At 66.9% G+C, this 18,861-nt stretch carries 22 protein-coding genes; all 22 read left to right on the forward strand.

Going from position 1 to position 18,861, the window contains the following annotated elements:
- Positions 1–14: 14 nt before the first annotated feature.
- The 22 genes from QOL57_RS00390 (at position 15) to QOL57_RS00495 (ending at position 18,861) form a co-directional block, all read left to right on the forward strand.
- Positions 15–92, forward strand: coding sequence for a flagellin (locus QOL57_RS00390; RefSeq protein WP_258954736.1), 78 nt, complete (start codon positions 15–17; stop codon positions 90–92).
- 443 nt (positions 93–535) lie between these two features.
- Positions 536–1,954 carry a flagellar filament capping protein FliD gene (fliD, locus tag QOL57_RS00395; protein WP_089241029.1) on the forward strand — a complete coding sequence of 473 codons (1,419 nt, stop codon included), beginning with the start codon at positions 536–538 and terminating at the stop codon, positions 1,952–1,954.
- A 129-nt stretch (positions 1,955–2,083) separates the two neighbouring features.
- Positions 2,084–2,500: a flagellar export chaperone FliS gene (gene fliS / locus QOL57_RS00400; RefSeq protein ID WP_089241027.1), complete on the forward strand. Its 417-nt coding sequence runs from the start codon at positions 2,084–2,086 to the stop codon at positions 2,498–2,500.
- Complete coding sequence (locus QOL57_RS00405; protein WP_025879004.1) at positions 2,497–2,790, forward strand: hypothetical protein; 294 nt, start codon at positions 2,497–2,499, stop codon at positions 2,788–2,790. The genes fliS and QOL57_RS00405 overlap by 4 nt, the downstream gene beginning before the upstream one ends.
- Complete coding sequence (locus QOL57_RS00410; RefSeq protein ID WP_089241025.1) at positions 2,787–3,365, forward strand: PilZ domain-containing protein; 579 nt, start codon at positions 2,787–2,789, stop codon at positions 3,363–3,365. Before QOL57_RS00405 ends, QOL57_RS00410 begins: the two co-directional genes overlap by 4 nt.
- Positions 3,366–3,456: 91 nt before the next feature.
- Positions 3,457–4,089, forward strand: a complete 633-nt coding sequence (locus tag QOL57_RS00415; RefSeq protein WP_089241023.1) for a response regulator transcription factor — start codon at positions 3,457–3,459, stop codon at positions 4,087–4,089.
- Between the two features lie 300 nt (positions 4,090–4,389).
- The gene (gene rpoN, locus QOL57_RS00420) at positions 4,390–5,799 is read left to right on the forward strand and encodes an RNA polymerase factor sigma-54 (RefSeq protein WP_089241021.1); all 1,410 of its coding nucleotides are present in this window, start codon (positions 4,390–4,392) and stop codon (positions 5,797–5,799) included.
- Positions 5,800–5,813: 14 nt separating this feature from the next.
- Positions 5,814–6,191, forward strand: coding sequence for a response regulator transcription factor (locus tag QOL57_RS00425; RefSeq protein WP_049460600.1), 378 nt, complete (start codon positions 5,814–5,816; stop codon positions 6,189–6,191).
- Positions 6,188–7,693: a sigma-54 dependent transcriptional regulator gene (locus QOL57_RS00430; RefSeq protein WP_089241019.1), complete on the forward strand. Its 1,506-nt coding sequence runs from the start codon at positions 6,188–6,190 to the stop codon at positions 7,691–7,693. Before QOL57_RS00425 ends, QOL57_RS00430 begins: the two co-directional genes overlap by 4 nt.
- Positions 7,694–8,540: 847 nt before the next feature.
- The gene (fliE, locus tag QOL57_RS00435; RefSeq protein ID WP_025878997.1) at positions 8,541–8,906 is read left to right on the forward strand and encodes a flagellar hook-basal body complex protein FliE; all 366 of its coding nucleotides are present in this window, start codon (positions 8,541–8,543) and stop codon (positions 8,904–8,906) included.
- Between the two features lie 12 nt (positions 8,907–8,918).
- Positions 8,919–10,565 (forward strand): flagellar basal-body MS-ring/collar protein FliF, encoded by a 1,647-nt coding sequence (fliF, locus tag QOL57_RS00440; RefSeq protein ID WP_089241017.1) that lies wholly within the window; start codon positions 8,919–8,921, stop codon positions 10,563–10,565.
- A gap of 10 nt (positions 10,566–10,575) precedes the next feature.
- Positions 10,576–11,562: a flagellar motor switch protein FliG gene (gene fliG / locus QOL57_RS00445; protein ID WP_089241304.1), complete on the forward strand. Its 987-nt coding sequence runs from the start codon at positions 10,576–10,578 to the stop codon at positions 11,560–11,562.
- A 29-nt stretch (positions 11,563–11,591) separates the two neighbouring features.
- On the forward strand, positions 11,592–12,200 hold the full coding sequence (locus QOL57_RS00450) for a FliH/SctL family protein (RefSeq protein ID WP_176429891.1): 609 nt from the start codon (positions 11,592–11,594) through the stop codon (positions 12,198–12,200).
- Entirely contained in the window at positions 12,197–13,597 is a 1,401-nt protein-coding gene (locus QOL57_RS00455) for a FliI/YscN family ATPase (RefSeq protein WP_089241013.1), read from the forward strand. Before QOL57_RS00450 ends, QOL57_RS00455 begins: the two co-directional genes overlap by 4 nt.
- Complete coding sequence (gene fliJ, locus QOL57_RS00460) at positions 13,594–14,076, forward strand: flagellar export protein FliJ (protein WP_089241011.1); 483 nt, start codon at positions 13,594–13,596, stop codon at positions 14,074–14,076. The genes QOL57_RS00455 and fliJ overlap by 4 nt, the downstream gene beginning before the upstream one ends.
- Positions 14,076–15,245, forward strand: coding sequence for a flagellar hook-length control protein FliK (locus QOL57_RS00465; RefSeq protein ID WP_089241009.1), 1,170 nt, complete (start codon positions 14,076–14,078; stop codon positions 15,243–15,245). The genes fliJ and QOL57_RS00465 overlap by 1 nt, the downstream gene beginning before the upstream one ends.
- A gap of 221 nt (positions 15,246–15,466) precedes the next feature.
- Positions 15,467–15,982 carry a flagellar basal body-associated FliL family protein gene (locus QOL57_RS00470; RefSeq protein WP_025878990.1) on the forward strand — a complete coding sequence of 172 codons (516 nt, stop codon included), beginning with the start codon at positions 15,467–15,469 and terminating at the stop codon, positions 15,980–15,982.
- A 10-nt stretch (positions 15,983–15,992) separates the two neighbouring features.
- Positions 15,993–16,997, forward strand: coding sequence for a flagellar motor switch protein FliM (gene fliM, locus QOL57_RS00475; protein WP_025878989.1), 1,005 nt, complete (start codon positions 15,993–15,995; stop codon positions 16,995–16,997).
- Positions 16,994–17,329: a flagellar motor switch protein FliN gene (fliN, locus tag QOL57_RS00480; protein ID WP_089241007.1), complete on the forward strand. Its 336-nt coding sequence runs from the start codon at positions 16,994–16,996 to the stop codon at positions 17,327–17,329. Before fliM ends, fliN begins: the two co-directional genes overlap by 4 nt.
- Positions 17,326–17,733 (forward strand): flagellar biosynthetic protein FliO, encoded by a 408-nt coding sequence (gene fliO / locus QOL57_RS00485; RefSeq protein WP_089241005.1) that lies wholly within the window; start codon positions 17,326–17,328, stop codon positions 17,731–17,733. The genes fliN and fliO overlap by 4 nt, the downstream gene beginning before the upstream one ends.
- 1 nt (position 17,734) lies before the next feature.
- Complete coding sequence (gene fliP / locus QOL57_RS00490; protein ID WP_089241003.1) at positions 17,735–18,514, forward strand: flagellar type III secretion system pore protein FliP; 780 nt, start codon at positions 17,735–17,737, stop codon at positions 18,512–18,514.
- 77 nt (positions 18,515–18,591) lie between these two features.
- Positions 18,592–18,861 (forward strand): flagellar biosynthetic protein FliQ, encoded by a 270-nt coding sequence (locus tag QOL57_RS00495; protein WP_005413254.1) that lies wholly within the window; start codon positions 18,592–18,594, stop codon positions 18,859–18,861.

An 18,861-nucleotide genomic window follows, 5' to 3' on the forward strand; every position in this document is an offset into this window, starting at 1 on the left:
TGACCCGCACCCAGATCCTGCAGCAGGCCGGTACGGCCATGCTGGCCCAGGCCAACCAGGTGCCGCAGGGCGTGCTCAGCCTGCTGCGCTGATCCACGGCAAGAAGGCGCCGCTACCGTCGGATTGAACCGACGGTAGCGGCAACCCGACAGCCACGGCGTACACAGGTGCGGGCCATGCCCGGCCCGGGAAACGTCCCGAACCGGCTTGGCATCGCCCGCCCCTGCGGACCTCTCTTTCAGCGTTGTGCATTTTGACTGTACGTACCGGGCGGCTTCGTCTCCCCCCGATTGTCAGTAGCCTGATCCCTCCCCTGCATTGGGGGAGGGTTTTTTACAGGCCCCCGGCAGCCCGCGGTGAACCCACCCACACCCTGCCCCAGACCTCCTGCAACCAGCGTGCCAGAACTGCCCTGCCGGCCAGTGGCACGGCGCATGCATCAACGAAGTCCTCAAGACCCAGCGGCGCAGGCCGCTATTTTCGTTGACGACGGGCCGCCGCACGACGGCCAGGCCCGTATACCAGGAGAAACGACGTGGCAGACTTTGGATACGGTGGCATTGGCTCAGGGCTGGACATCTCCAGCATCGTCAACCAGCTGGTCGCGGCGGACCGCAAGCCGGCCGACAATGCGCTGAACCTGCAGCAGTCCAAGACCAAGATGCAGCTGTCGTCGCTCGGCACGGTCACTTCGGCCTTCGACAAGCTGAAGACCGCACTGACCGCCTTGAAGGCCACCACTGCCTTCGACACCCGCACCGTCAGCGCCACCGGCAAGGCTGGCCCCAACAACGCCGACGATGTGCTGACCGCATCGGTGGCGCTGTACGACCTTGGCACCAGCAAGGCGGCCGCAGCCAACGGTACGCACAAGATCGAGGTGAAGAACCTGGCGTCGGCGCACAAGCTGATCGCCGACACCTCGGTACCCAAGACCGATACCTTCGGTGCCGGAACCTTGACGCTGACCGTCGGCGTGGGCGACAAGGCCAAGACGATGAACGTGCAGGTGGAGGAAGGCGACACGCTTACCACCGTCCGCAACAAGATCGACGCCGCCGGCCGCAAGGAAGGCGTGCAGGCCACGCTGATCAGCTCTGGCGACAACCAGTACCTGTCCATCGCCCAGGAAAAGACCGGCGCGGCCAGCGCGATCAAGCTGGAATACGCCGGCAGCGATCCGAAGCTGGGTGCGCTGGTCGGCAGCCTGAAGGAAAACAGCCCCGCCAAGGATGCGCTGCTGACCATCGACGGCGTGGAAGTGGTGAGTGCCAGCAACACCGTGACCGACGCGGTGCCGGGCCTGACCCTGAACCTGAAAGTGCCGGGCCTGAGCACCGTCACCATCAGCACCGACACCACCGCCGCGACCAAGGTGATGCAGGAGTTCGTGACCGCCTACAACGCGGCCGTCGCGGCGATCAACACCGAAACCAAGTACGACCCGAAGACCAAGGAAGCGGCTGCACTGACCGGCGACGCGCAGATGCGTGGTGCGATCGCGCAGCTGCGTTCGACGATGTCCGGCGTGCTCAAGGACCTGGCAGGCGACCAGCTGGACGCCAAGGCGCTGGGCCTGCAGACCCGCGGCTACCCCAACGCCGATGGCAGCCTGGTGCTGGACAGCACCAAGTTCGCTGCTGCCCTCGCCGCCCAGCCGGAGAAGATCCGCCAGGCCGTCACCGGCGATACCGGCGGTGCCGGCCGCCTGTATTCACTGGTGGACGGCTACGTCAGCACCACGGTCGGCAAGGAAGGCGCGTTCGTCGCCCGCACCAAGGGACTGAACACCACGCTGGACAACATCGACAAGCGCCGCAAGGACCTGGACGCGCGCATGGTCGGTGTCGAAGCCCGTTACAAGAAGCAGTTCGTGGCATTGGACAGCCTGATGGGCAAGCTGCAGCAGAGCAACACCGCCCTGCAGCAGCAGCTGGCCCAGTTGAACCGCTGAGGAAACACGCGCGGCGCTCAAGTTTGGCGCCGTACGCACCGATAACGGACGCAACAGCAATCATCGCAGTGCCGGCGTCAACGGTCCCTTCGACCGCACCCCGGCACCCCGCGCAAGGGAGAATCACGAATGTACGGTTCCAGCCGTCAGTACGCCGAGCAATACCGCCAGGTGGGTGTGACCAGTGCGGTCGCCGATGCCGATCCGCACAAACTGGTGGCGCTGCTGCTGTCCGGCGCACTGGAGCGCGTGCGCCGTGCACAGGCCACCCTCGAGCAGGGCGACCAGGCCGGCAAGGGCAAGGCGATCGGCGAAGCATGCGCGATCGTCGCCCACCTCAACGGCTCGCTGGACCATGAAGCCGGCGGCGAGATCGCCGGCAACCTGTCGGCGCTGTATGACTATCTGCTGCAGCGCCTGACCGAGGCCAACCTGCACAACGACCGCGCTGCACTGGACGAATCGCTGCAGCTGCTGGGCGAGATCGACGGTGCCTGGAATGCCATTCCGCACGAACAGCGTCGTCCCGCGGCGGTGGCGCCATGAGCCTGCTTGAACTCAATGCGCAGCTGGATGCCTTCGAGAAGGCCCTCGACGAAGAGGCGTTCGAACAGGCCGACAGCCTGCTCGATGGCCATGACAGCACCCTGCACGCACTGCTGAGCCAACCGCTGGGCAGCGCCGACCACGCTCCGTTGTCGGCCCTGCTGGAGCGCCAGCAAAGCCTGCTTGGCCTGCTGCGCCAGCGTCGTGATGCAGTCTCCGTACAGATGCAGGACGGCCGCCGCTCCCTTCGCGCCGCGCATGCCTACCTGCAGGCAGAATCGCTGGCATGACCGTCCTGCCGACCACGTCCCTGCATCACCCGGCTGAAAGCGAGCTGTTCGACGAAACGCTCAGCTGCGAATTGGCCCTGCCCGCCGAGTTCCAGGCTGGTAGCGCAGTGGGCCGGACCAGCAGTGCCGAAGGCCTGCTGCGCAGCCTGGCGCTGGTCGAAGACAGTCGCATCGACGAACACGAAGAACGCAGTGAAGCCAGCCTGCAGCTGCAGCGCCTGGAAGCCAAGGTGGACCTGACCATGGTCCTGCTCGGCCGCCTGATCCGCCAGCAGGGCCAGGAACCGACGCTGCGCCCGGTGCGCTGGTCACGCCGCGGCATCCGCCTGCAGCTGGGCCCGCGCAGTGGCAGCTTGCCCGGCCAGGCCGGCGTGGTCCGCCTGCAGCCCAGCGACTGGCTTCCCGACCATATCGACCTGCCGGTGGAAGTCATCGCCGAAGCGGCCGATGGCGGCGGCGGCCACTACCTGTGGCTGCGCTTCCATCGCCTCGGCGATGGCCTGGAAATGGCGATGGAACGGCATCTGTTCCGGCTGCACCGGCGGCAGGTGGCCGAGGCCCGCCGCGCACGCTGAAATCTGCCACCATGCAGGTAGACGGACGGCCCTTGGCGTGCCCGTTCAGCTAAGTTAAGGTGGACCCCCCTCCCCAACCTCCAGCGTGCCTGTGCGAGTTCTCATCGTCGACGATCACACCCTGGTTCGCGCCGGCCTGGCGCGGCTGCTGCAGGGGTTTGCCGACGTGCAGCTCGTCGCCGAGGCCAGCAATGCCGAACAGGCACTGCAGATGGCCCTGCTGCACGCACCGGACGTGGTGCTGATGGACCTGTCGCTGCCCGGCCGTACCGGCCTGGAAGCGCTGAGCGACATTCGCCTGCGTGCACCCGGCACGCGCATCGTGATGATGACCATGCACGATGACGCCGCCCACGTGCGCGATGCGCTCGATCGGGGTGCCGTTGGTTTCGTGGTGAAGGATGCCGCGCCGCAGGAACTGGAACTGGCGCTGCGTGCCGCGCATGCCGGCCAGGTGTTCCTGAGCCCGCAGATCTCGGCCAAGATGCTGGCACCGATGCTCGGCCGCGAAAAGCCGACCGGTATTGCCGCACTGTCGCCGCGCCAGCGCGAGATCCTTCGCCGCATCGGCAAGGGCGAGAGCAACAAGGAAATCGCCGCCGACCTTGGCATCAGCGTCAAGACGGTGGAAACCCATCGCGCGCGCATGATGGAATCACTGGGCTGCCGTCGCGCCAACGATCTGCTGCTGCTGGCTGCACGCCACCAGCACGAGCTGGAATGACGTCCTCACGCCACGGGTAACGCCGTGGTGCCGCCCACGGGCTTCGCGACGGAATACCGTCACCCACGCGCACCCCGACGGGATTCCGTACAACCAGCGTGAGCAGCCATTACGGCTACCGACCAGGAATCAACGATTTAGCGACCGTAATCGTCAAAATCCCGCGCTTGTGTAGGGGATTTCCTTACACACTGTCGGGAATACCACCAGCACCCTCAGGAACCCCCCGATTCCGCGCCTGCCGGATCAAAAGCAAGATGTGTTCCACAAGGCGTCGGGGAGCGGCGCCGGGGAACTGCAATGAAGGCTTCACTTTCGACCCAGCTGGGCCAACAGCTTCACCTCACCCCGCAGTTGCTGCAGTCGATCCGGCTGCTGCAGCTCGACGGCCTGCACCTGGAGCAGGAAATCCAGCGCCTGCTGGATTCCAATCCGCTGCTGGAAATCGAAGACGCCGAAGCGCCCGCCGCCGAAGCCACCGATGCGGCCAGCACCACGGTCGATACGGCCGCCTTCGACGAACTGCCGGAATCCTCGATGTGGGATGTGTCCGGTGCCAACTGGCAGGACGGCGACGACGACCGCATGGCACGCATCGCCGCTGGCGAATCGAGCGACCCGCAGCTGCGCGTGCTGCAGCGCCTGGCGCTGGATCTGGACGAGCGCGAACTGGCCGTGGCCGCCTTCTGGCTGGAACACTGCGATGACGCCGGCTACCTGCAGGCGCCGCTGGCGCAGCTGCAACTGCTGGCCAGCGCCCAGTTCGACATCGATGGCAACGGTGTTGAAGCCATCCGCCAGCATCTGCTGCAGGGCGAGCCGGCCGGCATGGCCGCGCAGGACCTGCGCGAATCGCTGCTGGCCCAGCTGTGCAGCCTGCACGGCGTGGTGCCGGCGCGACATCTGGCCGCGCGCATTCTGGAAGGTGCGCTCGATGCCCTGGCCGCCCACGACTACCCCGCCCTCGCCCGCCAGCACGATGCCGAGATCGAGGACGTGCGTGAAGCCGTTCGCCTGATCCTGTCGCTGCAGCCGCGCCCGGGCGACAGCCTGCTGCCCGAGCGCAATGCGGTGGTGGTGCCGGACGTGGTCGCCTGGCACGCCGACGAACAATGGAAGGTGGCACTGAACCCGGCCACCAGCCGCCGGGTGTCGATCAACAGCCAGTACGAACAGGCCCTGGCCGACAGCGGCGATGCAGCCCCGGCACTGCGCGAAATGCTGCAAGAGGCGCGCTGGTTCAGCCGCGGCCTGTCGATGCGCTACGACACCCTGCTGCGTACCGCGCGGGTGATCGTCGAGCGCCAGGCGGCCTTCCTGGTGCGTGGCGAGGAAGCCATGGCACCGCTGACCCTGAAGGAAGTGGCCGAGGAAATCGGCATGCACGAATCCACCGTTTCGCGCATCACCACCGGCAAGTACCTGCAGACCCCGCGCGGCACCTTCGAGCTCAAGCACTTCTTCGCCGTGCGCCTGGAAGGCGCCAGCGTGTCCGGCCAGGCGGTCAAGGCCATGGTCCGCCGCCTGATCGACGCCGAACCCGCAGGACGCCCGTTGGCGGACGAGGCCATCGCTGGCCTGCTGTCCCGCCAGGGGGTGAACATTGCCCGTCGAACCGTCGCAAAATACCGCGAACAACTGGATATCGCCCCGGCCCGCGAACGGCGCCGGGTCAACGCCAGGCAACCGCAGCTGGCCCGGGTGGGCTGAAAAGGATGTTGGACATGAACAAGCTCACAGTTCTGCTGGTCGATGACCACGAGGGCTTCATCAACGCGGCGATGCGCCACTTCCGCAAGATCGACTGGCTGCAGATCGTCGGCAGCGCCGGCAACGGCCTGGAAGCGATCGAACGCTCGGAAAGCCTGCGCCCGCAGGTGGTGCTGATGGATCTGGCGATGCCGGAAATGGGCGGCCTGCAGGCCACCCGCCTGATCAAGTCGCAGGACGATGCACCGTATATCGTGATTGCCAGCCACTTCGATGACGTCGAGCATCGCGAGCATGCGTTGCGCGCCGGTGCCGACAACTTCGTCAGCAAGCTGTCCTACATCCAGGAAGTCATGCCGATCCTGGAAGGCCTCAGGGAGGATCGATCGTGAGCGAATCGCGCATCCTGGTACTCGACAACGACGCAGTGCGTGCCGAGCGCACCGTCGCCCTGCTGGAATTCATGGACTTCAACCCGCGCTGGGTCTCCGACGCGGCCGATTTCGACCTGACGCGCCAGCGCCAGAACGACTGGATGGCTGTGATCGTCGGCAATCTTGACGACAGTGCCGCCAGCACCGCGCTGTACGCCTGGCTGGGTGGCAGCAGCCTGCCACCGCCGGTGCTGCTGGCCGACGGTGACGCCACTGCGTTCGCCCACCGGCATGGCCTGCACGAAGCCAACATCTGGCCGCTGGAAGCGCCGCTGCGTCATGCGCAGATGGAAGCCCTGCTGCGCCGCGCCAGCCTCAAGCGCCTGGATGCCGAACACCAGGCCGGCGCCGTGCAGGACCAGGGTCCGACCGGCAACGGTCCGGCAGTCAGCGCGCTGCGCACGATGATCGAACAGGTCGCCGCGTTCGACACCACCGTGCTGGTGCTGGGCGAATCGGGCACCGGCAAGGAAGTGGTATCGCGCAGCATCCACCAGCGCTCGCCGCGCCGCGATGGTCCGTTCGTGGCGATCAACTGCGGCGCGATTCCGGCGGAACTGCTGGAAAGCGAACTGTTCGGTCACGAGAAGGGCGCCTTTACCGGCGCGCTGACCTCGCGCAAGGGCCGTTTCGAAATGGCCGAGGGCGGCACCCTGCTGCTCGATGAGATCGGCGACATGAGCCTGCCGATGCAGGTCAAGCTGCTGCGCGTGCTGCAGGAGCGCAGCTTCGAACGTGTTGGCGGCAACCAGACGATCCGCTGCAACGTGCGGGTGATCGCCGCGACCCATCGCGACCTGGAAAGCCGGATTGCCGATGGCAAGTTCCGCGAAGACCTGTTCTATCGCCTCAACGTATTCCCGATCGACGTGCCGGCCCTGCGCGAGCGTCGCGAAGACCTGCCGGTGCTGGTGGAAACCATCGCCACCCAGCTGGCACGCACCGGCCGTGGCGAAGTGCGCTTCACCCCGGAAGCGCTGCAGGCGCTGGCCGGTTATGAGTGGCCGGGCAACGTGCGCGAGCTGACCAACCTGGTCGAACGCCTGGCGGTGCTGCACCCGGGTGGTTCGGTGCGCGTGCAGGACCTGCCGGCACGCTATCGTGGCGATGCCACGCTGGCCGCTGTGGCGGTTGCCGCTGCGCCGCCGGTGGTGGCCAGCGAGGAGCGCCTGGACCTGCGCAGCTTCTCGTTCCACACCCCGGGCAGCGGCAACCAGCCGTCGCTCGAACACGGCATCGCCGTCAATCGCGCCGCAGCGCCAGCCGCGTTGCCGGACGACGGCCTGGACCTGCGCAACCACATGGCCAACATCGAACTGGGCCTGATCAACGAAGCACTGGAACGCACCCAGGGCGTGGTCGCCCACGCCGCCCAGCTGCTCGGCCTGCGCCGCACCACGCTGGTGGAAAAGCTGCGCAAGTACGGCATTGAACGCGAGCCGGCCGAACTGGCCAGCTGACCCGCGTTGCCAGCATGAAGGGGGCACGAACGCCTGGGCTTGCCCGGGCGTTCGTGTTTATGGGGGTGTTGTTGCCGGGCTGCCGCCCGGCACCCGCAGAGGCAACAGCTGAAGCAACAGCTGAAGCAACGGCTGAAGCAACGGCTGAAGCAACGGCTGAAGCAACGGCAACAGCTGGCTTCCTGCGCGATGCGCGGGTGGGTCAGGTTGCGGGGGACGCTGCAAGTACGTCCATGTAAGCTCGGTCGCGCCATCCATGGCGCTCACGCCCCCGCAACCTGACCCACCCACGCCTCCGACGGTTTCCTTGTGACGGAGGGTTCGCGCCACGTAGCGTCGAGCCGGCTCCGAAGCACGCGGAGTATCTGTCGACACATATATCTGTTGAAGGTCTGCGCCGCTCCATGCAGCCATAGGCCAAAAAACCGACGCCGGTGAAATGACGCGTCACACATCCCCAGGAACGCCCCATCCACGCATGGCGTGGATCTACTGTGTCGACCAAGGTCGACACCCACCAGCAGCACAGCACGCCGCTCCGACACATCGCGGAGATTTGTCGAAGGCGGGGTGGGTCCGGTTGCGGGGGTGTCCGCGGCATGGATGCCGCGGCCAAGCCCCCAAGGACGGGTTTACGGCGTCCCCCGCAACCGGACCCACCCCGCCATCCCACGGATAGCCAGCTGTTGCTGTTGCACCGGCCTTTGCCGTTGCCTCGGCGGGTGCAGGGCGCAGCCCTGCCGAACACCCCCCAACCCTCACGTCACTGAACCGATCAGCGATTTCGGCACGGCACTTGCACTAGCTCCAGCAGACACCCCCATCCCTGTTTCTGGAACCGTTGCAGATGTCCCACTCCGTCACTTCGATCCTTTCCCAGATCCGCTCCTACCAGACCCAGGTGGGACAGCCCGCGCTCAACCCGCTGGCCGAAGCGCCGCGTAGCAATGCCCTGCCGGGCACGGTGCTGGATGCGCCGCAGGTACAGCCTGCCAGCTTCACCGAAACCCTGCGCGGCGCCATCGCCGGCGTCAACGACGCACAACAGAAATCCGGCGCCCTCGCCAAGGCCTTCGAACTCGGTGAGCCCGGCGCCGACCTGGCCAAGGTGATGGTCGCCTCGCAGCAGTCCCAGATCGCCTTCCGCGCCACCGTGGAAGTCCGTAACCGTCTCGTCCAGGCTTACCAGGACGTGATGAACATGCCGCTGTAAGGATAGAAACGCATGGCCCTGTCGCTCTCCAAGGAATCCCTGAACGCCGAAAAGGCGGGCCAGTGGTTCGACCGGCTGCAAAGCCTGCAGATCACCCGTCGGCTCGGACTGATGGCGATGATCGCCGTGGCCGTGGCGGCAGGCCTGTTCGTGTTCTTCTGGTCGCAGAAGCCGGGCATGGTGCCGCTGTACACCGGCCTGGACCAGAAGGCCACCGCTGAAGCGACCGACCTGCTGCGTGCCGCACAGATTCCGTTCCAGTTGGACCCGGCCACCGGTGGCATCACCGTGCCGGAAAAGAACCTGCACGACGCCCGCCTGAAACTGGCGGGCTCGGGCCTGACCGACAGCGGCAAGCTCGGCTTCGAACTGATGGAGCGCGACCCCGGTTTCGGTGTCAGCCAGTTCGTGGAAAGCGCGCGCTACCAGCACGCGCTGGAAACCGAGCTGTCGCGCACCATCAACACGCTGCGCCCGGTGCGCGACTCCCGCGTGCATCTGGCCATTCCCAAGCCCAGCGCGTTCACCCGCCAGCGTGATGTGGCCAGTGCCTCGGTCACCCTGGAACTGCGCGGCGGCCAGCAGCTGGAACGCAGCCAGGTCGATGCGATCGTGCACATGGTCGCTGCAGCCATTCCCGATCTGGCGCCGGAACGGGTCACCGTAGTCGACCAGAGCGGGCGCATGCTCAGCGTCAGCGACCCGAACAGCGAAGCGGCCGTCAACGCCGCCCAGTTCGAACAGGTGCGCCGCCAGGAAACCTCGTTCAACCAGCGCATCCGCGAACTGCTGGAACCGATGACCGGCCCCGGCCGGGTGAATCCGGAAGTCAGCGTCGACATGGACTTCTCGGTGACCGAAGAAGCGCGCGAGCTGTACAACGGCGAGCCGCAGAAGCTGCGCAGCGAGCAGATGAGCGAGAACAGCAGCAGCACGCCGGGCCCGCAGGGCGTACCGGGTGCGACCAGCAACAGCCCGCCGGGCCAGGCCGCTGCACCGGCCACCGCGCAGGCACCGACCGAAAGCAGCAAGAACGCGACGCGCAACTACGAGCTGGACCGGACCCTGCAGCACACCCGGCAGCCGGCCGGTCGCATCAAGCGCGTGTCGGTGGCGGTGCTGGTGGACAACGTGCCGCGCGCCGGTGCCAACGGCAAGGTTGCGCCGCAGCCGCTGTCGGCAGCAGAACTGACCCGGGTCGAGGCACTGGTCAAGCAGGCCGTCGGATTCAGTGCCGAGCGCGGCGACACCGTGTCGGTGATGAATGCCCCGTTCGTGCGTGATACCACGCCGGTGGAAGGCCCGAACTGGTGGGAACTGCCGTGGGTGCACGATGCCGGCCGCATGCTGTTGGGTGCACTGGTGGTGATGGCACTGCTGTTCGGCGTGCTGCGCCCGGCACTGCGTGGCATCACCGGGCAGAACCGCAGGAAGGAAGAACTGGCGCTGGAACCGCACACCGCGGACGTGCAGTTGGTGGATGACGATGGCACCCCGCTGCCGGCGCTTGGCGCCGACCGGGCAAGCCTGGGCGGGCCGGAAGCACTGGCCCTTCCGGTGGATTCTTATGAGGAACGACTGCGGATGGCGCGTGAAGCCGTGAAGACCGACTCCAAGCGCGTGGCCCAAGTGGTCAAGGGCTGGGTGGCCAATGACTGAGGTCGCGCCCCTGACCGGCGTGCAGCGCGCCGCCGTCCTGCTGCTGTCGCTGGGTGAACTGGATGCGGCCGAAGTGCTGCGTCACATGGAGCCGAAGGAGGTGCAGAAGATCGGCATCGCCATGGCCACCATGTCCGACATCACCCGCGAACAGGTGGAACGGGTGATGGACCAGTTCAGCAGTGAGCTGGGCTCCAAGACCTCGCTGGGCGTGGGCTCGGACGACTACATCCGCAACATGCTGGTGCAGGCGCTGGGCAGCGAAAAGGCCGGCAACCTGATCGACCGCATCCTGCTGGGCCGCAACACCACCGGCCTGGACGCACTGAAGTGGATGGACCCGCGTGCGGTGGCCGACCTGGTGCGCAACGAGCACCCGCAGATCATCGCCATCGTGATGGCACACCTGGAAACCGACCAGGCTGCCGACGCGCTGAAGCTGCTGCCCGACCGCACCCGTGTGGACGTGCTGCTGCGCATCGCCACCCTCGACGGCATTCCGCCCAATGCGCTGAACGAACTCAACGAGATCATGGAACGCCAGTTCGCCGGCAACCAGAACCTGAAGTCGTCCAACATCGGCGGCGTGCAGTGCGCGGCCAACATCCTCAACTTCATGGACAGCGGCCAGGACCAGGCGATCCTGGGTGAAATCGCACGCATCGATGCGCCGCTGAGTGGCCGCATCCAGGACCTGATGTTCGTGTTCGACGACCTGGTGGACCTGGACGATCGCGAGATGCAGCTGGTGCTGCGCGAAGTCAGCGGCGAACGGCTGGGCCTGGCCCTGCGCGGTGCCGACATCAAGGTGCGCGACAAGATCACCCGCAACATGTCCCAGCGCGCGGCCGAGATCCTGCTGGAAGACATGGAAGCGCGCGGCCCGGTGCGCCTGTCCGATGTGGAAGTGGCGCAGCGCGAGATCCTGGCCATCGTCAAGCGCATGGCCGATGAAGGCACCGTCACCATCGGTGGCAGCGCGGAGGCGATGCTGTGAGCAACGTCGTGCGCTGGCTTGCCCCCGATCTGCTGGCCCAGCCCGAACCGGTGCTGGACGTGGAGGATGCCTTCGAACTCACCGAGCCGGACCCGGAGCATGAGCCGGAGCCGCCGCTGCAGCTGCCCACCCTGGAAGAAATCCAGGCGATCCAGGACAGCGCCGAGAAGGAAGGTTTCGACCACGGCCATGCCGATGGCTTCAGCCAGGGCCAGGCCGAGGTGCGCCGACTGGTCGCACAGATCGAGGGCATCCTCGACAACTTCGGCCGGCCACTGGCGCGCCTGGAAAATGAAGTGGTCGGCGCGCTCGGCGAACTGGCCGTACGCATCGCCGGTGCGCTGGTAGGCCGTGCCTACGAGGCCGATCCGGCGCTGCTGGGGCAATTGGTCGGCGAGGCGATTGACGCCGTCGGCGGCAGCAACCGTGAGGTGGAAGTGCGCCTGCATCCGGATGACATCACCGCCCTCGCCCCGTTGTTGACCCTGTCGCCGCAGCAGCGCCTGGTACCTGACACCAGCCTGAGCCGTGGCGACCTGCGCGTGCATGCCGAAGCGGTGCGCATCGACGGAACGCTGGAAGCCCGCCTGCGCGGCGCACTGGATGCTGTGATCCGACAGACCGGAACCATCGCATGAACACCGACACCGCATCGCCGTCGTCTCCGCCGGCCGACTGGACCATTCCCCGCAACCTGCGCCTGGCCAACCGCCTGGACGGCCTGAAGGTCGACACCGCGCACGGCCGCGGGCTGATCCGCGAAGGCGTGTTGCGCCGGGCGGTCGGCCTGACACTTGAGGCGGTCGGCTGCGAAGCGCCGCTGGGAGCCAGCTGCAAGGTGGAAGTGGTCGACGGCGGCTGGGTCGATGCCGAAGTGGTTGGCTTCGCCGGCGAACGCACCTACCTGATGCCCAGCGCCGAACTGCATGGCCTGTTGCCGAATGCACGGGTGGTGCCGTCGGCCCGCCGTGGCGGCGTGGAAGTGGGCGAAGGCCTGCTTGGCCGCGTCATCGACAGCGATGGCGTGCCGCTGGACGGCAAGGGCCCGATCCGCGCGGAAGGCCACGTCGGCATGGCCGGCGTATCGATCAATCCGCTCGCACGCGAACCGATCACCCAGCCACTGGATGTGGGCGTGCGCGCGATCAATGCGCTGCTGCCGATTGGTCGCGGCCAGCGTGTCGGCCTGTTCGCCGGCTCCGGCGTCGGCAAGTCGACGCTGCTGGGCATGATGACCCGCTACACCGCCGCCGATGTGATCGTGGTCGGCCTGATCGGTGAGCGTGGCCGCGAAGTGCGCGATTTCGTTGAAAGCACCCTCGGCGAGGAAGGCCTGCGCCGCGCGGTGGTGGTCGCCAGCCCGGCCGACCGCCCACCGCTGGCCCGACTGCATGGTGCCTACCGCGCCACCGCCATCGCCGAGTGGTTCCGCGACCAGGGCCTGAACGTCCTGCTGCTGATGGATTCGCTGACCCGCTTCGCCCAGGCACAGCGCGAGATCGGCCTGTCGGTGGGCGAGCCGCCGACCACCCGCGGCTATCCGCCATCGGTATTCGCCAAGCTGCCGGCACTGGTCGAACGTGCAGGCAACGGCGCCAAGGGTCGCGGTTCGATCACCGCCTTCTACACCGTGCTGACCGAGGGCGACGATCCGCAGGATCCGATCGCCGATGCCGCGCGCGCGATCCTTGACGGCCATATCCTGCTGTCGCGCCGTGTGGCCGACAGCGGCCTGTACCCGGCCATCGACGTGGAATCGTCGGTCAGCCGTGTGGTCACGGAAATCGCCGACGAACCGTGGCGCCTGCGCATCCGCAAGCTGAAACGGCTGGTATCGGCCTACTCGGCCAACCGCGACCTGATCGCCATCGGCGCCTATCAGCGCGGCAACGACGCAGCGACCGACGAAGCCCTTGAGCGCTGGCCGGAAATCATGGAATTCCTCGGCCAGGATGTCGCCAAGGCCGCAGATCTACCGCACAGCCAGGCGGCGCTGCAGCGCCTGGTGGAACAAGAGAATGAGAGGCTGACATGATCCAGTCCAAGCGCATCGATCCGCTGCTGAAGCGGGCCCAGGAACACGAGGACGCGGTCGCCCGCGACCTGGCCGAACGCCAGACCGTGCTCGACACCCATCTGTCGCGCCTGGATGAACTGCGTCGCTATGCCGAGGAATATGCCTCGCAACAGATGGCCGACGCACAGATGGCCGCGACCAGCCCAGCGCAGCTGTTGAACCGGCGCGCCTTCCTGGACCGGCTGGACAGCGCGGTGGAACAGCAGCAGCAGACCGTCAACGGCAACCGCGAAAAAGTGGAAGCCGAGCGCGCACGCCTGATCCTGGCCAGCCGTGACAAGGCGGTGCTGGAACAGTTGGCCGCCAGCTACCGCGCGCAGGAAAAGGTGGTGACCGACCGCCGCGACCAGCGCGAGATGGATGACATCGGCGCACGCCGCGCGCGTCTGGCGCAGACCGAAGACCAGGATGATGGCGAGCAGGGAGGCCGATCGTGATGCCTTCCCCCCTGAGCAGCAACGCCAGCGCACCGACGCCCAGCGGCAGCGGCAATGCCAGCAGTACACGCACCTCGAGCAGTGATTCGGGCAAGGATTTCGGCCAGATGCTGCAGGGTGGCAGCGCGTCGACCGGCAATCCCAGCACGGCGGCCACCGGCAGCACCGGCAGCGGTCCGTCGAAGCCGGCCAACGCCACGTCAACATCCGATGGCAATCCGGGCAAGACGACGCCACGACCGTCCGACGCCGACGCCACCGCCACTGACACCACCACAACGACACCCGCTGCACCGGCAACGTCGGCCGCTGCCGATGACAAGGAAACGCCGGCCAGCGCGGACGACGCGCCCTGGCCGCCGCTGGGGTTGGCCGGTCTGGTGCTGGCCGTGCCCACCGGCGTCGATCCGGTGCCTGTTGTGCCGCCGCCGACGGCCAGCGATGCCGACGGCGGTGCACTGCCCTTGGCTGCAGCGGCACTTCCGGCGGCCGCCGTGGCCGCCAATGCAGCACAGGGCGCGGCAGTGCCAGCCGCTAACGCATCAGCATCCGCTGCCGGCGACGGTGAGGCCAGCGGCCTGCCGTTGCCCGAACTGGTGCTGGGTGGCAAGGCGCTGGATCGGGCCGACGGTGGCGACAGCCTGCAGATCGGCGACCGCGCGCCGCCGGCGCCGCTGCAGCCCCCGCTGCCCGCCGCCCTGCAGGACCTGAAGGCCGCACTGGCCAGCAATGCTGTCTTCAACGGCGAACCCACACCGAAGCCGGTACTGGGCGACGATGGCTTCGACCAGGCCATCGGCGCGCGCATCGGCTGGCTGGCTGACCAGAAGATCGGCCATGCCCACATCCGCCTCAATCCGGAAGACCTGGGGCCGGTGGACGTGCGTCTGCAGATGAACGGTGACAAGGTGCATGCCAGCTTCAGCAGCCCGCACGTCGATGTACGCCAGGCGCTGGAAAGCAGCCTGCCGCGCCTGCGTGAACTGCTCGGCGAGCAGGGCTTCCAGCTGGCCCATGCCGATGTCGGCCAGCAGCACAGCGGCGACGGCAATCCGGGCAGCCAGGCTGGCGGCGGTCGCGGCGGTGACGGAGAACCGTCACTGGGCGACAGCACGGTGTCGGCTTCGCAGCTGATCCGCCAGCGCGGGTTGTTGGACGCTTACGCCTGACAGGCGTGCCAACCAAGGTTGGCACCTACCAGAGCAGGACGGTTGGCACCCACCAGAATACGGTAGCGCCGGGCCATGCCCGGCGGATTCCCGACATTCCGCCGGGCATGGCCCGGCGCTACCGATTTGAACACCCGACAGAATTCCGTCGCGCCCCTCGCCGGCCACTCCGGCACACCCCTTGCATATCCCGGTGAAGCAACCCTCAGGAGCTTCACCCCGTGGCCGCAGCCGCTGACAAAACCAAGAAGACCGCCGACAAGGACAAGACCGCCAAGCCGCGTAGTCCGATCCTGATCACCGCCCTGGTCGCCGTACTGGCCGCCGGCGCCGCCGGCGGCGGGGTGTGGTTCTTCACCCAGTCCAAGCACGAAGACAAGACCGCGCAGGCGCCGAAGAAGACCACCACGCCGGCCCCGGCCCAGTACTTCGCGCTGGAACCGGCGTTCGTGGTCAACCTCAACGGCTCGATCGACGGCCCGCGCTACCTGCAGGTGGAAGTGCAGCTGATGACCCGTGATCCGGCCGCGCTGGAAGCGATCAAGACTCATGCCCCGGCCATCCGCGCACGCCTGCTGATGCTGTTCTCGCAGGTCAGCCCGCAGCAGATCGCCGACATCGCCGGCAAGCAGAAACTGCAGGCCGATTCACTGGCCGAAGTGCAGAAGGTGCTGAAGGCCGAGACCGGCAGCAACGGTGCCGACGACCTGTTGTTCACCAGCTTCGTGACCCAGTAAGGGCTCCCCGATGAATGACCTGCTGTCCCAGGATGAGATCGATGCCCTGTTGCATGGCGTGGACAGTGGCGCGGTCGAAACCGAGCCGGACGCCCCCAGTGGCGAAGCACGCTCCTACGATTTCGCCAGCCAGGACCGCATCATCCGCGGTCGCATGCCGACCCTGGAAATGGTCCACGAGCGCTTCGCGCGCCTGTGGCGGATCGGCCTGTTCAATCTGATCCGTCGTTCGGCCGAACTGTCCGTGCGCGGCATCGAGCTGATCAAGTTCAACGATTACATGCACTCGCTGTATGTGCCGACCAACCTGAACCTGATCCGCTTCAAGCCACTGCGCGGCACCGGCCTGATCGTGTTCGAACCGACCCTGGTGTTCGCCATCGTCGACAACTTCTTCGGTGGCGACGGGCGCTACCCGACGCGCATCGAAGGCCGCGAGTTCACCGCTACCGAAATGCGGGTGATCCACCTGCTGCTGAAGCAGACCTTCGCCGATCTGCGTGAAGCGTGGGCGCCGGTGATGGACGTGGAATTCGAGTACATCAACTCGGAGATCAACCCGCACTTCGCCAACATCGTGACGCCGCGCGAGTACGTGGTGGTGTGCCGCCTGCATGTCGAACTCGACGGCGGTGGCGGCGACATCCACGTGACCCTGCCGTACTCGATGCTGGAGCCGATCCGCGAACTGCTCGACGCCGGCATCCAGAGCGACCGCAACGACCGCGACGAGAGCTGGGGCCGCACCCTGCGCGAGCAGCTCAACGTGGCCGAAGTGACCCTCTCCAGCGTGCTGGCCAGCAAGCGCATGACCCTGCGCGATCTGACCCGGCTGAAGGTCGGCGACATCCTGCCGATCGACCTGAGCCCGCAGGTGCCGCTGTGCGTGGAGAACATCCCGGTGTTCACCGGTGAGTTCGGCGTCGCCAACGGCATGAACGCCGTAAAGATCACCGCTACCCATCCGCCGGGCACCCGTCCGCGCGTACCCGTCATCCAGGAAGACCCGCAATGAACGATATCGACGCCCTCGAACCGACCCCGGCCCAGTTCAGCAGCCTGCAGGCCGATGAGGCGACCGGCCCGGATTTGAACCTGGACGTGATCCTCGATGTGCCGGTGACGCTGTCGCTGGAAGTCGGTCGCGCCCGCCTGCCGATCCGCAACCTGCTGCAGCTCAACCAGGGTTCGGTGGTGGAGCTGGAGCGTGGTGCCGGCGAATCGCTGGACGTGTTCGTCAACGGCACGCTGATCGCCCATGGCGAAGTGGTGGTGATCAACGACCGCTTCGGTGTGCGCCTGACCGATGTGGTCAGCCCCAGCGAGCGGATCCGGAGACTGCGTTGAGCCTGCTCGCCGCCACCGCGCTGGCCGTCGCCAAGACGGCCCCGCAGATCGGCCAGCATGCGCCGGCCGCACCAAGTCTGTTCGGTGCGGTGCTGGCCCTGCTGGCGGTGCTGGCCCTGGTCCTCGGCCTGGGCTGGCTGCTCAAGCGCCTGCCCGGCAGTGGCTTCCGCCCGGCCGAGGGCATGAAGCTGGTGGCGAGCCTGAATGTTGGCGCCAAGGAGCGCGTGGTGGTGGTCGAGGTCAACGGCCAGCAGCTGCTGCTGGGCGTGACCGCCGGTGGCATCAACGCCCTGCACACCCTGCCAGAACCGCTGCCGCCCCCTGCGCCGGTGCGCGTACCCGACCTGAAGAACCTGCCGAATTTCGCCCAGCTGCTGCAACAGCGGCTGCGCAAGGACCCCTGACATGCGTGTGACCCGTTCCCGTCTTGCCACCCTGCTGCCGTGGCTGACCCTGATCGCCCTGTGCCTGCTGCCTGCGTTGGCGTTCGCCGCCCCGGGCGCGCCGACCACGCCGCTGCCGGACATCAACGTCGGCAAGATCGGCGGTGCGCCGGTCAGCCTGCCGCTGCAGACGCTGCTGCTGATGACGGCGATCACCCTGATCCCGTCGATGCTGCTGGTGCTGACCTCCTTCACCCGCATCATCATCGTGCTGGGCCTGCTGCGGCAGGCACTGGGCACCGGCCAGACGCCGTCCAACCAGGTGCTGCTGGGCCTGGCCCTGTTCCTCACCTCGATGATCATGCTGCCGACCTGGGACAAGGCCTGGAGCACCGGCATGGCGCCGTACCTCAATGGCGAAATCGACTTCCAGACCGCCTGGACGCTGAGCACCACGCCGCTGCGCGCCTTCATGCTGGCGCAGATCCGCGAGACCGACCTGATGACGTTCGCCGGCATCGCCGGGCACGGCACCTACGCCAGCCCCGATGCGATTCCGTTCCCGGTGCTGGTCGCTTCGTTCGTCACCAGTGAACTGAAGACCGCCTTCGAGATCGGCTTCCTGATCTTCATCCCGTTCGTGATCATCGACCTGGTCGTGGCCAGTGTGCTGATGTCGATGGGCATGATGATGCTGTCGCCGATGCTGGTCTCCGCACCGTTCAAGATCCTGCTGTTCGTGCTGGTCGACGGCTGGGTGTTGACCGTCGGCACGCTGGCGGCGAGCTTCAATCCGGCCTGACAGAGGCGACGCCGGGCAGTGCCGGCCGCCGCATTGACCACCGCCGGGCATGGCCCGGCGCTACCGATGGAACCATGATGTCCCCCGAACTTGCCTTGACCGAACTGCGTGGCGGCCTGATCACCGTGCTGTGGGTGGCCGGCCCGCTGCTGCTGACCGTACTGGTGGTCGGTGTTGTGGTGGGCGTGGTGCAGGCCGCGACCCAGCTCAACGAGCCGACCATCGCCTTCGTTGCCAAGGCCGCAGCGCTCACTGCGGTGTTGTTCGCACTGGGCAGCCTGTTGATCGGCCATCTGGTCGAATTCACCACGCTGCTGTTCCAGCGCATTCCGCACCTGATCGGCTAG

The sequence above is a fragment of the Stenotrophomonas sp. yr243 genome (assembly GCF_900184195.1).
Classification (GTDB): domain Bacteria; phylum Pseudomonadota; class Gammaproteobacteria; order Xanthomonadales; family Xanthomonadaceae; genus Stenotrophomonas; species Stenotrophomonas lactitubi.